Raw genomic sequence first — 12559 nt, 5'->3', positions numbered from 1 at the left:
ATGACCTCACAAAATATACCCCGCAAAATTCGCGCGATCTGGCCGCCGCTGCTGCTTGGTGCTGCCGCGCTTGGCTATACGATCTGGGCGCAGGACTATGGCAAGGTGGCGCGGCTTATGCCCACAGTTGTCGGCGCGGTGACAATTTTGCTTTGCCTGCTGGATATGGTGTCGCGGCTTGACAATCGGGTCGGTCGCGCGCTGCAAATCGGACTGGGTGCCGATTTTAACAATCGTGAAATGACTCACGACCCAACTGTGCGCAGTGAGCTGATGCAAATTGGCTGGATGATCGGCTGTATTGTCGCCTTCCTGCTGATCGGCATCCTGCCGACAATCCCTCTGTTCATCACTGGCTACATGATCCTGCGGGGCAAACAGCCCTGGCTGGCCTCGCTGATCTCGGGGTTGGTGGTGTTGGGATTCGTGGTGGTCGTGTTTGAAATCCTGCTCGATTACCGGCTTTACCGCGGCGTCCTTTTGGGTGCCGAGGGTCTGGGCCTTTGGTGAAGGGGGCGGGGCATTCCGGTCACGCCAGGCACCCACCAGAAACCGCGATAGCAACGCGGACAGAAACCTAAAATGGAGGAAACGACATGCCAAATCAATTGATCCGGGGCGCCGTTATGGCGCTCGCCGCGCTTGGCGCCAGCGCCGGGGCGGCATTCGCCGAATGGCCCGAAGAACCGATTATATTTGTGGTGCCCTACAGCCCCGGCGGCGGCTTTGATGCCTATGTCCGCGCTGTCGCGCCCGAGCTGGAACAGATCCTCGGGACCGAAGTAGTGGTCGAAAATATTCCCGGCGCAGGCGGACAAAAGGGGGCATCGACGGTCTATCGTGCTGACCCGGACGGCTATACCATCGGCATCTTTAACGTGCCGGGCCTGACGGTGCCGCAGCTTTTGGGAAAATCGTCGGGCTATGATCTGACGGATGTGACTTGGATCGCCAACCTTGCCACATCGAAATACGCGCTTGCTGTCAAGGCCGGCAGCAGCTTTCAAAGCCTTGAGGACATCTGCGGACAGGGCAAACCGTTCAAGCATTCGGATACCGGCCCGGCCTCGACCTCATCGGTGACGGCGCGGATCGCCATGTCGCTGATTGATTGTCCTATCATCAACGTAACCGGCTACAAAGGGTCGACAGATACGATCGTTGGCCTGATGCGCGGCGAAGTTGATGCAACCATCAAACCGGTGGCGCAGCTGCAGAAATATGCCGAGAGCGGCGATGTACGCATCCTCATGACTTTTGAGAATGAACGCTCGATCGAAGATGTGCCAACCTCGACCGAACTTGGGTACCCGGACTTCGCCAATTTCGACTTGCGCCGGATCGTTGGTGGCCCTCCGGGCATCCCCGATGACATCCGCGACGCGCTGTCAGATGCGCTGATCGCGGCGGCCGACTCGGCTTCGGTGGCGGAATGGTCCGAAAGCTCCAACAACCCGATGGACCCGGTGGGCGCAGTTGCGGCCACAAAGATCATGTCGGATCTGATGACCTTTTATGCGCAGTACAAAGACGTGCTGTCCGAGTAGTCGCCTGACCAATGGGGCGGCGCCAAATGCGGCCCGCCCCGCACCACATATAACACGAGGCAGCCACACCATGGGCTTGGATATCCTGCTCGACGCGACCTTTACCGTCTTCACGAGTGGTTCGATCATTTATATTTTTCTCGGCGTACTGCTGGGCTTGTGCTTTGGGGTGATACCGGGGTTGGGCGGCACCACTGCGCTGGCGCTGCTGATCCCGGTGACGTTCACAATGGAAAGCCTCGATGCGATGTACCTGGCTGGCGGGGTGATGGGGGCGACGTCGTTTGGTGGGTCGATCACCGCCATCCTGCTGAACACGCCGGGCACCGCCCCAAACGCCGCGACCACCTTTGACGGCTACCCGCTGGCGCAGCAGGGCAAGGCCGGGCTGGCGATCGGTGCCTCAGCCGCAGCCTCTGCGATGGGCGGTCTTATCGGGCTGTTCACCCTGCTGCTTGTCATTCCGGTGGCACGCGAGCTGGTGCTGGCCTTTGGTCCTGCCGAGTTCTTTTTGCTCACCATCTTTGGCCTTGTGGCCATTGCCGTTTCGGCCCGAGGCAAGCTGCTGCGCGGCCTCATCGCCGGCGGTTTCGGGCTGATGCTGGCCTTTGTCGGGTCTGATACCGTGTCGGGCGAAATCCGCTTTGCTCTGGACAGCGACTACCTATGGGACGGCGTGCCTTTGGTGCCGACGCTCACCGGGATGTTCGCCCTGAGCCAGATGATCGAACTGGGGCTAAAAGGTGGATCGGTTGCCGCCAAGGGTGAAGACGCCGGCCGCAAGATCACCGGTGTCTGGGAGGGTGTGCTTTCCGTCTTCAAAAACTGGACGGTGCTGCTGCGTGGATCAGCCATCGGCACCATCATCGGTGCGATCCCCGGACTGGGCGGCACGGTGGCCAGCTTCATCGCCTATACGTCGACCGTGCAATCGTCCAAGAACCCGGAAAGCTTTGGCAAGGGCAACATCCTTGGCGTCATCGCGCCAGAGGCCGCGAACAACGCCAAGGATGGCGGATCACTGGTGCCGACGGTGGCCTTTGGCATTCCCGGCAGTGCTGAAACTGCGCTTTTCCTCGGCATCCTTGTGCTGCATGGGATTGAGCCGGGGCCAACGATCCTGCTTCAGAATCAGGCCGAGGTTTACGGTCTTATCCTCGCGCTGACCCTTTCGGCGGTTGGAGCTTCGGTGATTGGGCTGCTGCTGTCGCGCTGGCTGGTGCTTATCACCTACGTCAACGTCCATTTTCTGGTGCCAGTGGTGGTCGCGGTGTCACTGACCGGGGTTTACGTGCTGGATGGCAAGCTGGGCGATGTGATCCTTGCGATGGTTATGGGGGTGGTGGGCTATCTGATGATCCGCTTTGACTATCCGCGCCTGACTCTGGTGATTGCTCTGGTGCTGGGCGAAACCGCCGAGCGATCGTTCCACCAGACTCAGCTGATCTCGGATTATGACATGTTGGGCTTTATGGCCGGACGGCCGCAATCGCTTGTCCTGATTGTGTTGATCCTTCTGACCTTGTTGCTGCCGGGGCTGCGCAAGACGCGCCTGTTTGGTGGCAAGATGCGGCGCGAGCGTGTCTGACGCTTGATCGTCGGCTGTGACTTTTAACGCGAAACCAAACGGGGGGCCAATATCTGGCCCCCCGAAACGCATTGATCAGACGACGCGTGCATCCGCTATTCAGGCGGCTCAATCATCACCGCCGTTTCATGTGGCACCACTTTGTAAATGAGCAGTGGCACCAGGCAGGGCGGCGCCACGACCTGACCATCCCGGATATCAAACTGGCCACCATGAAAGTCGCATTCGATCACATGCCCCTCTAGATACCCTTCGGACAGTTCACCGGGGCCATGGGTACACATGTTGTCGGTGACAAAAAACTCATCCTCGACGCGGTAGACCGCAAGTTCGAGGCGGTCGGTTTCAACCTTGATGATTCCACCTTCGGGAACGTCAGATTTGGCGCAAAGTTCGATCAGGTTTTCAGTATCTGTCATGGGATCCTCAAAAATTACCGTTGCGAGGATAATAAGTGGAACACTGTTTCATATACAAGAAATAGCACGCTGATTTTTTTGAGTCGTTCCGCGATGCGGAAGGGCCGGGCAAGAGGTAAGTTGCCACTGAAAACCCTTTGTTTTCAACTAAATTCGCATCCAAAATTCGCAACCTCCCGTGAGTATTCCACATGAAAGAATATTGTTCTGCATAACGTTGCGCGCTACAGTCGGCCCCAAGGAGGATCCGAAATGGACAAGAAAACAGATGAACCGCAAGAGGCGCATGACCACGATCATGACGACAGCACGGCCCCCGGACCTGCGGGCTATTATCACAGCCAGAAAGACCGGATTTTTGTGCGTCCAATTCAGGGCGGGTATAATCTGGGCTGGGAACTGGAACGCCTGCGCGCCATGCCCCGTGTCCGTAAGGCGAGCGAGATAAAATTTGTTGACGGGCCACAGGCCTACTCGCGCCACTATGTGGAGCCAAAGGACGGTATCACCCAGCTATTCCACCTGCATCTTGAGGAATACGGCCCCGGCGGCAAAAGCCAAAAGCATGGCCACGTCAACGAGGCCGCGTTTTATATCCTCGACGGCGAAGGTTACGAGATCCATGACGAGATCAAGTACGAGTGGAAGGCCGGAGACGTGGCGATTGTTCACAACAACTGCGTCCATCAACACTTTAACGCGTCAGATACCAAACCCGCCCGCGCGCTGGTGCTGAAAACCAAACCAATGTTCGTGTTCATGAACATGCTGTTCCAGAAAACTGTTGAACCGCGCGATACCACCCCAGCACCCGGTGGCGAAAACTTTACCGTGCGCGAAGAAGAAGACGATTTTAATCATCCTGAAGAGGGCTACTGATCATGGCATGGGGAGAGACTTCCGTCTGGCTCGACGGGACCGAGAATATGGGCCTTTATCAGGATCTGCTGGATGATGCCGCCGCGCGTCCGGCGCGCGATGCCGAGCGAAAAAAGGTTGTCCATCCGCAGGATATGCCGTGGGAAATGTCCCGCCAGGGGCTGCTAAAGCACCTCATCAACGAGTCGATGAACACCCGGATCGAAACGATGGACGCCTATATGCAGATTGTTCCGCCCGGTTCCAAATCGGGCAAGCACCGCCACCTTGCCGAAGAGTGCCTGTATGTGGTCGAAGGCAAGGGGTACGATCTGCATCAGGATTGCGATGTCGAGATAACCGACACCTATTTCTGGAAACCGCAGGACAAGGTGTCCAAATGGGAATACGAGGCGGGCGATGTGATCTATGTGCCGCCGAACACGATCCACCAGCATTTCAACGCCGATCCCGAACGGCCCTTGCGGCTGATTTCGGTCATCAACCGGATCTTCAAACAATGCGGGCTGAATGACCTTGAGCAGATTGAGGATGCGCCAGAATATGACCCCGACGTGACCCTGACACCCGAAATCGTGGGCGCGTTTCTGCGCGGCGCGCGCTAAGCCGGGAGTACACTGACACATGCTGGGTGCCATCCTTGCCTTTGCTTCGGCGGGCTTTTTCGGGCTGAATAATGCCACTGTCCGCCGCGGTGTGCTGCGGGCAAGCGTCATGCAGGCTATGGCGATCACGGTGCCACTGGGGGTGCCGATTTTTATCGGCTTCGCGGCTGTCATGGGTGGATTCGAGGCGCTGCGCGACTGGGAACTCGACAGTTGGATCTGGATGATGGCGGCCGGGGTGATCCACTTTGTCATCGGCCGCTACGGCAACTATCGCGCCACCCAGACCCTCGGTTCCACCCTTTCAACACCGGTTCAGCAAGTGTCGATCCTGGTGGCTTTGGTACTGGGGTTCATCTTTCTCGACGAAAGCGTGAATACCATCAATGTCATCGGCATCCTGTTGGTAATCGTCGGGCCAATGATGGTGGTACGCCGCCGCACAGCTGCGAAAAAGGCCGGCGCGGCCAAGGGTTTTGAACCACAGATCGGGCCGGGGCTGTTCTGGGGCGGGGTATCGGCACTGGGATACGGCATCTCGCCATTGTTCATCGCGCTTGGCCTGGGCGAAGGGGCGACGCTGGCCGATAGTGTCGGCGGCGTCCTGGTGTCCTACACGGCGGCGGCGGTCGTCGTGGTTGTGCTGGTGATCTTTGCCGGCGGATTTGGCTACATGCGCAGTATCGAGCGTAGTTCGGCCCGTTGGTTCCTGTTGTCGACGATCTTTGTCGCCCTGTCGCAGCTGTTCCGCTATCTCGCCCTGGCGGTTGCGCCGTTGTCCGTGGTGGTGCCAATCCAGCGACTGTCGGTCGTATTCCGCCTGATATTCAACGCGCTGATCAACCGCGAGCATGAGGTGTTTGACCGCTGGGTGGTGTTCTCGATCCTGCTTGCGGTGCTGGGGGCGGTTGCACTGGCGGCTGATACCGAAATGCTGCTTGGTTTTTTGCAAGTTCCCGAAATACTGGCGCAACAACTGGCGAAACCGTTGGTCTGAGCGCAAGTATTTATAGCCGAGGGTCGTGCCATCAACTTTAAGCAGCTCATTTACTTTCGCAAGGCATTGGAAACCGGCAATATGTCCGGCGCCGCCAAAGAGCTGCACGTGGCTCAGACCGCCTTGGGCATTCAGATCCGCAACCTTGAGGAAGAGTTGGGCGTGGCGTTGCTGGAGCGTCATTCGCGCGGTGTTCGTGCGACGCCCAGCGGGGAATTGCTAAGGCTCCACGCCGAAGAAATCCTTGCCAAGGTTGATGAAGCCAAACGCGCGGTGCGAACAATGGCCGCCGGGCGAAATTCAACTGTGCGCCTGGGGGTCACACCCAGCATCGTCCGGCTGGTGGGGGATGAAATCGTCACCCAGCTTGGCGATATGCTGCCCGGCACCAATCTTCATCTGATCGAAGATTTCAGTTTTGTGCTGATGCGGCAGTTGCAACAGGGTGAATTGAACTGCGCCCTGACATTTGCACTGGATATCGACAGCCGTTTCAGCCGACGTGCGTTGCTCGAGGAAGACCTGTTCTTTTTTGCGGCCAAGACCGAAGGCGGTGAAGAGGGGCCGATCACTTTCCGCGAAGTGATCTCACACGAGCTGGCGCTGACTGGCACTCAGGATGTTGTGACGCGTACGCTGGGCGCGATCTGCGAGCGTCTGGGAATGACGCTGAATGTCGCCTACGAAGTGCAATCGATCCGTGCGGTCAAAAACCTGGTATCAAAAGGGGCAGCGGCAGCTGTCATGCCCTGGGGCGCGGCTGAAGGCGAGATTACGAAGGGCGAATTTGTTGCCCGTCGGATCATTTCGCCCGCCGTTGTGCGAACGCTCGCTTTTGTGGCGCCACAAGACCGGGCGCTGACCGGGATCGGCCCCGATTTTGACGCCTTCATTGATGCGATCGCCGACAGACTTTGCTCGGCCGAGGGTCCGATTACGCGCAAGCTGGCCTAAGGATTAGCGATTGCTCACTGAATCCATCGCCACACCGGCCAGCTCTGCCCGCTTGAGGCCCAGGGAGTTCAACTGCGAATCCGACATCGCCGAGAGATGGGTATACGTCTGGTACGCACGATACCCGAGGCCAAAACCGAACAGATCAAAGCCGCGCTTTTGGGGCGCAATCGAAGCGAGGATCTGTGCCAGAGACGGGGTTGGGTTTGCTGTAAGAGTGGTCATAATTGTTGTCCTTTATGCTGCACCGCAACATAAGCAAAAACACCAATAAATCAAGCTTACATAGTCTCCGCCATGACGGGTATTCCGCAGGCGCAGAGCTTGTGGACCGGCAGTCTGGAACGCCGGTCCACAAATTGCCTTTAAAGGCCGCGCGCCTTCAGCGCTGTGTCTAGGCGTGGGTAAACCCGCCGTGCATTGCCCTCGAAAACCTTCGCCTTGTCCGCAGCGGGGATGTCCAGCGCATCCACATAGCGTTTGGTGTCGTCAAAGTTATGTCCGGTCTCGGGATCGACACCTTTGACAGCGCCGAACATTTCAGAGGCGAACAGGATGTTGTCCACGTCGATCACTTTGAACAGGCAGTCGATGCCGGGCTGGTGATAGACGCAGGTATCGAAATAGACGTTCTTCATCACATGTTCGCGCAGATGCGGTTTGCCCAGCATGTCGGCAAGACCGCGATACCGGCCCCAATGATAAGGCACCGCACCGCCACCATGCGGAATGATCAGCCGCAGTTCAGGAAAATCAGTAAACAGATCCCCCTGCAACAATTGCATGAACGCGGTGGTGTCGGCGTTCATATAGTGCGCGCCGGTGGCATGGAAATTCTGGTTACATGATCCCGAGACGTGGATCATTGCCGGGACATCCAGTTCGACCATTTTTTCAAAGAACGGATACCAAGTTTTGTCAGTCAGCGGGCGCCCCGTCCACATGCCGCCCGACGGATCAGGGTTGAGGTTGCAACCGACAACGCCCAAATCGTTCACGCAACGCTCAAGCTCGGCAATTGAATTTTCGATCGGCGCATCGGGTGATTGCGGCAGTTGGCAGACCCCGATAAAGTTTTCGGGGAACAGTTGCGTGACACGGTGGATCATGTCGTTGCACAGTCGCGTCCATTCCAGCGACACGGCCTCGTCGCCGATGTGATGTCCCATACCCGAGGCGCGCGGCGAAAAGATCGTCATATCGGCGCCGCGATCTTTGAGGGCCTTCAACTGGTTGTTGACAATCGATTCGCGAATTTCGTCATCGGAAATCGCACCCAAAACGGGCGCAGCGGTGCCGGTCGGATCGTCAAAATGTGCGATCTGCGCTTTGCGGAACCCCATAAAGGCCGCAGGTTCGGTGGTATAATGGCCGTGGCAGTCGATGATCATATCTTACTCTCCCTCAAAATCTGCCTGATCCATATACGTCAAACCTTTTTGTTCCAACGTCGGGCGCATATTATTCATGTCGAGGCCCAGTTCTTTTTGCTGATAACGGACGCGAATGCGCGCCTCTTTTTCCTCACGGGCCTGCGCGGCTGCCGCCACTTCGGCGGCTTTGCGTCTGGGCACCACGACAACCCCGTCGCTATCGGCGACGATCACATCGCCGGGGTTCACCAGAGTGTCGCCACAGCTTACCGGTAGGTTCACGTCGCCCAGCGTTTCCTTGACCGTGCCATGGGCGCAGACGGAGCGGGACCAGACCGGAAACCCGATTTCGGCAAGATCGTCAATATCCCGGCAACCGGCGTCGATGATCAGCCCCCTGAGTCCGCGCGCCTTGCACAGCGTGCCAAGCAGATCACCGAAATAGCCGGAATGCGCCTCGGCAATCGGCGCCGCGACCAGAATGTCGCCGGGCTGGCACTGCTCAATGGCGACATGGATCATCCAGTTGTCCCCGGGCGGCAAAGTGCAGGTCACGGCGGTGCCGCTGATCACCGGGCCTTTGTAGATCGGCTTTAGCCGCTGATGCATCAAGCCGACGCGTCCCATTGCTTCGTGGACAGTCGCCACACCGTATTTCCCAAGCTGGGCCGTGGCCTCGGGATCGGCGCGTTTGATATTGGTCAGAACAACAGGCATTTGGGGGCTCCCTTTAGGCGGATATCGTGGCGCGACAGGACAACACCCCATCGCGCAGCTCAGTTTGATTGAGATTGCGCCCGATGAAAACCATATGGGACTGATGTGGACCATCTGTGTCCCAAGGGGTTGTGAAATCCCCTTCGAGCAGCATGTGAACCGCCTGAATCACCAATTTGCGCTGTGCTCCTGCGGCCCAGATGATCCCCTTGGTGCGCAGAATGGATGGACCATGAACTCCGAGATACCCGGCCAACCAGAATTCGAGCGCATCAGCGTCAAGCGGCGCGTCGGTACTGACGGTGACACTGGTGATTCCGCTGGGGCCATGATCGTGGTGATGGTCGTCGTTTGTCTCTGGCGGGCCCAGATCCGACACACGGTCAAGGTCAAACCCGCCGGTATCCAGCACAAGGCCGGGATCGGCCCGACCCCTGTCGATGCGGTGGATCGGGGCAAACGGGTTCACCGCGCGAATTTTCGCCTCGACATCCTCCAGCGCCTTAGCATCGCGCGCTTTGTTCAGCAGGATCACACTGGCCAAGGCCAGTTGATCCACCGCGTCGTCGCTGTCGCTCATCTGCGCGGCGACATGCAGCGCGTCAGCCACGGTCACTACCGCATCAAGACGGCAGCGCGCCGCAAGCAGCTGGTCGCCGTAAAACGTCTGGATCACGGGTGACGGGTTGGCGAGGCCCGTGGTTTCGATCACGATCCGGTCGGGCTTTGGCGTGGCTTCGGTGATGGCGCGCAGGGTGCGGATCAGGTCGACGCGGACGACGCAACAGATGCAGCCCGAACTAAGCTCGTACAGCTCTTCGTCGCCGCTTTGGATTAGGGTGCCATCCAACCCGATGTCGCCAAATTCGTTGACGATCACCGCGACCCGTCCGATGCCTTCCTGCTTGAGCAGGTGGTTCACCAGCGTCGTTTTTCCCGCGCCCAGGTATCCGGTCACGACCGTTACAGGGATGCGCGGGTTCATCACTCTACTGCCAGGGCATCATCGAGACGTGGATCACATCCCCGGACCCGCCAACCGCTTTGATCGCGTCATGGGTGTCCTTCAACCCAAAGCGGTGCGTGGTGATCAAATCCAGATCGAACCGATCAGAGTTAAGCTGTTGCAGCGCCAGTTCGCAAGATTCGTAGTTGTGGCCGCGGGCGCATTTGACAGTGGCATATTTGTTGCACAACTTGGCAAGCGGGAAGTTGGGGAATTCGCCCACCTCCTGTTGTACCAGAAGACTGCCACCTTTGCGCTTCAGCGCCTCAATCCCAAGCAGGATTGGCGCTGTACCAGCACCCGCCGTGCAATCCAGCGCAACATCGACGCCTTCGCCGCTGGTGATTTCGCGGATACGTTCAACCGGGTCTTCTGTCTCGACGTTGATGACGTAATCGGCACCCAACTTTAGCGCGACGTCCAGTCGTTTCACGTCCTTGTTGGTGCCGGTCACGATGATCAGTGCGGCACCGGCCTGTCGGCAGGCCACAACCTGACTTAGCCCCTGCTGCCCCGGACCCTGTACCAGCACGCGCGAATTGTAGCCGACACCGCAGTCAAACAGCGCCCACTGGATGCCGTTCGCCATTGGGGTGACAACGCCAGCCAGTTCGGGTGACAGGCCATCGGGCACTTTGTGCAGGATCGCATTCCACGGCAGATACATATATTGCGCAAAGCCGCCCCAGAGATGCGGTGCGCGGTTGGCACTGGTGTAGCCAAAGCGAATGCCCTCGGGGTTCTTGCGCCAGTCCGTTGCCATGCACAGGCGATATTCGCCCCGGTGGCAATGTTCGCAATTCATGCAGCCGACGTAATGTTCGGCAAACACCAGATCACCTTCTTTCAGCCCGCGCCGCTTTTGAAAGCTTTTGCCAGCCTTGGCGATGTAGCCAATATTTTCATGCCCCATGATCACCGGATCGGTGATCGGCGGCTTGGAATAAAACTTTACATCGGTGCCGCAAATGCCGGCCACTTCGACCTTTAGCAGTGCGCCATCATCGGGCACGTCGGGCATATCGAATTCACGAAATTCGGTTGTTTCGGGCGCCGTTCGCACGGCGGCAAGGACAGATTCTGCCAAGGTTTCCTCCCACTTGTCGGTTGACCCATCGGTAGCAAAGCGTCAGACTGCATTCAAGAACCAAGTTCCATATAGAGGAACTAATTGATTTTGACCAAGGACACCGACAATGTTTCGCAGACTTGCTGGCCCGGTAGAAAACACCGCCGCGCTTGAGCGTATCGAAGTCTGGGTGCGGGCGCGGTTTTCGCTCGATAGAAACTGCCTCGTACTGGTGAGCGAAGAAGAGACCGCCGTTCCCGGCCTGCCACCGCGCGACACTGTCGTAAGGTTTCGCGACCAGGCGGGCGAGCGATACCGCCTGCGTGTCTTTAAACCCGCCCGTGCGGTGGAAGAAAACGATCTGCCTGTGGGATGGCTTTTGACCACGCTCAAAGACACAGGCGAACCTGACTGTTGTTAAGGAGGAAAGATGCCAAAAACCGGAATACACATCATATCGCGCCAGCAAGGCAACAATCGCGCGATCAAGGCAGGCGAGGTCGCGTTGCCCGACTTTGCACTGGAGTGGGAAGAGGTGGACCCGCTGGTGCGCGCGTTTCGCAAAATGGTGCGCGAAGGGGCCTATGAGGTTACTGAACTGGCGCTGACAACCTATATCTGCGCCCGCGCGCACGGGGCCGAACTGACCGCGATCCCGGTCTTTCTGGTGCGTGACTTCCACCACAAGGCGGCAGTTCGGCGCGTTGGCGGGTCGATCACGACGCCGCGCAACGTGATTGGCAAACGTGTCGGGGTGCAGCGGGGCTATACTGTCACCACTGGCGTCTGGGCCCGCGCAGTTCTGGCCGAAGAGCATGGGGTAGAGCCGGAAACAGTGACATGGGCCCGCTCGGATGTTGAACATGTTGCGAGCTATGCTCCCCCGACATTTGTCGAAGATCTGGGTGGCACGGGCGATGTGGCCGCGCAGATTGCGGCGGGTACGCTGGATGCCGGCGTCGGCCTTGGGGCGACGGGCGACCACATGGCACCGCTGATCGAAAATCCCGGTGATGCAGGGCTACGGGCGTTTCGCGAGCGTGGATTTTACCCGATCAACCACCTTGTCGCGATCCGCAATGATGTGCTCGCGGCCAATCCCGGTTTGGCGACCCAGCTTTTTGAGGGTTTTGCGCAATCCAAACGGCGCTATGTCGCGGCGCTGCGGGCGGGTCAGATTGCCAATCCGACAGCCATCGACAAGGTGCACAGCGCAGTGATGGAAACACAGCCCGATCCGCTGCCCTATGGCATCGCTCCAAATCAGGACATTCTTGAGCGGTTGATGTCACATGCCGTCGCTCAGGGGATCATCCCTGCGCCGGTACCGCTGACAGACCTGTTTGCACCAGAAGTGCTTGAGTTGGTGGGCTAAGCTGCATCCACCCCGCCAGAGGGTTACACC

General features: G+C 58.4%; 15 protein-coding genes. 9 read left to right on the top strand and 6 right to left on the bottom strand.

Going from position 1 to position 12559, the window contains the following annotated elements; translation table 11 throughout:
- From IMCC21224_RS20870 to IMCC21224_RS20860, 3 genes are all read left to right on the top strand, one after another.
- On the top strand, positions 1 to 510 hold the full coding sequence (locus IMCC21224_RS20870) for a tripartite tricarboxylate transporter TctB family protein (RefSeq protein WP_047997500.1): 510 nt from the start codon (positions 1 to 3) through the stop codon (positions 508 to 510).
- An 86-nt stretch (positions 511 to 596) separates the two neighbouring features.
- Complete coding sequence (locus IMCC21224_RS20865; RefSeq protein ID WP_053079123.1) at positions 597 to 1547, top strand: tripartite tricarboxylate transporter substrate binding protein; 951 nt, start codon at positions 597 to 599, stop codon at positions 1545 to 1547.
- Between the two features lie 70 nt (positions 1548 to 1617).
- Positions 1618 to 3135: a tripartite tricarboxylate transporter permease gene (locus IMCC21224_RS20860; protein WP_047997499.1), complete on the top strand. Its 1518-nt coding sequence runs from the start codon at positions 1618 to 1620 to the stop codon at positions 3133 to 3135.
- 95 nt (positions 3136 to 3230) lie between these two features.
- On the opposite strand, the gene IMCC21224_RS20855 is transcribed toward IMCC21224_RS20860, so the two are convergent.
- Positions 3231 to 3554, bottom strand: a complete 324-nt coding sequence (locus IMCC21224_RS20855) for a non-heme iron oxygenase ferredoxin subunit (protein WP_047997498.1) — start codon at positions 3552 to 3554, stop codon at positions 3231 to 3233.
- Positions 3555 to 3806: 252 nt separating this feature from the next.
- Here IMCC21224_RS20855 and IMCC21224_RS20850 point away from each other — a divergent pair, with 252 nt between their 5' ends.
- From IMCC21224_RS20850 to IMCC21224_RS20835, 4 genes are read left to right on the top strand one after another with little or no spacing between them, the layout of a single operon-like run.
- Complete coding sequence (locus tag IMCC21224_RS20850; protein WP_082135374.1) at positions 3807 to 4433, top strand: cupin domain-containing protein; 627 nt, start codon at positions 3807 to 3809, stop codon at positions 4431 to 4433.
- A 2-nt stretch (positions 4434 to 4435) separates the two neighbouring features.
- The gene (locus IMCC21224_RS20845; protein ID WP_047997497.1) at positions 4436 to 5038 is read left to right on the top strand and encodes a cupin domain-containing protein; all 603 of its coding nucleotides are present in this window, start codon (positions 4436 to 4438) and stop codon (positions 5036 to 5038) included.
- A 19-nt stretch (positions 5039 to 5057) separates the two neighbouring features.
- Positions 5058 to 6035, top strand: coding sequence for an EamA family transporter (locus tag IMCC21224_RS20840; RefSeq protein ID WP_047997496.1), 978 nt, complete (start codon positions 5058 to 5060; stop codon positions 6033 to 6035).
- A gap of 12 nt (positions 6036 to 6047) precedes the next feature.
- Positions 6048 to 6989, top strand: coding sequence for a LysR family transcriptional regulator (locus IMCC21224_RS20835; protein ID WP_369796058.1), 942 nt, complete (start codon positions 6048 to 6050; stop codon positions 6987 to 6989).
- A gap of 3 nt (positions 6990 to 6992) precedes the next feature.
- Here the strand turns inward: IMCC21224_RS20835 and IMCC21224_RS20830 are convergent, their stop codons facing one another.
- From IMCC21224_RS20830 to IMCC21224_RS20810, 5 genes are all read right to left on the bottom strand, one after another.
- Entirely contained in the window at positions 6993 to 7214 is a 222-nt protein-coding gene (locus tag IMCC21224_RS20830) for a DUF1127 domain-containing protein (protein WP_047997495.1), read from the bottom strand.
- A gap of 140 nt (positions 7215 to 7354) precedes the next feature.
- Positions 7355 to 8380, bottom strand: a complete 1026-nt coding sequence (locus tag IMCC21224_RS20825) for an amidohydrolase family protein (RefSeq protein ID WP_047997494.1) — start codon at positions 8378 to 8380, stop codon at positions 7355 to 7357.
- Positions 8381 to 8383: 3 nt separating this feature from the next.
- The gene (locus IMCC21224_RS20820; protein ID WP_047997493.1) at positions 8384 to 9079 is read right to left on the bottom strand and encodes a 4-carboxy-4-hydroxy-2-oxoadipate aldolase/oxaloacetate decarboxylase; all 696 of its coding nucleotides are present in this window, start codon (positions 9077 to 9079) and stop codon (positions 8384 to 8386) included.
- Between the two features lie 13 nt (positions 9080 to 9092).
- Entirely contained in the window at positions 9093 to 10064 is a 972-nt protein-coding gene (locus tag IMCC21224_RS20815) for a GTP-binding protein (RefSeq protein ID WP_047997492.1), read from the bottom strand.
- Between the two features lie 4 nt (positions 10065 to 10068).
- The gene (locus tag IMCC21224_RS20810; RefSeq protein WP_047997491.1) at positions 10069 to 11172 is read right to left on the bottom strand and encodes a zinc-binding dehydrogenase; all 1104 of its coding nucleotides are present in this window, start codon (positions 11170 to 11172) and stop codon (positions 10069 to 10071) included.
- Between the two features lie 109 nt (positions 11173 to 11281).
- Here IMCC21224_RS20810 and IMCC21224_RS20805 point away from each other — a divergent pair, with 109 nt between their 5' ends.
- Positions 11282 to 11575 (top strand): hypothetical protein, encoded by a 294-nt coding sequence (locus IMCC21224_RS20805; RefSeq protein ID WP_047997490.1) that lies wholly within the window; start codon positions 11282 to 11284, stop codon positions 11573 to 11575.
- Between the two features lie 9 nt (positions 11576 to 11584).
- Positions 11585 to 12529: a hypothetical protein gene (locus tag IMCC21224_RS20800; RefSeq protein ID WP_047997489.1), complete on the top strand. Its 945-nt coding sequence runs from the start codon at positions 11585 to 11587 to the stop codon at positions 12527 to 12529.
- Positions 12530 to 12559 lie beyond the last annotated feature (30 nt).

The sequence above is a fragment of the Puniceibacterium sp. IMCC21224 genome (assembly GCF_001038505.1).
Classification (GTDB): domain Bacteria; phylum Pseudomonadota; class Alphaproteobacteria; order Rhodobacterales; family Rhodobacteraceae; genus Puniceibacterium.
This window is presented reverse-complemented; position numbering and strand designations above follow the sequence as displayed.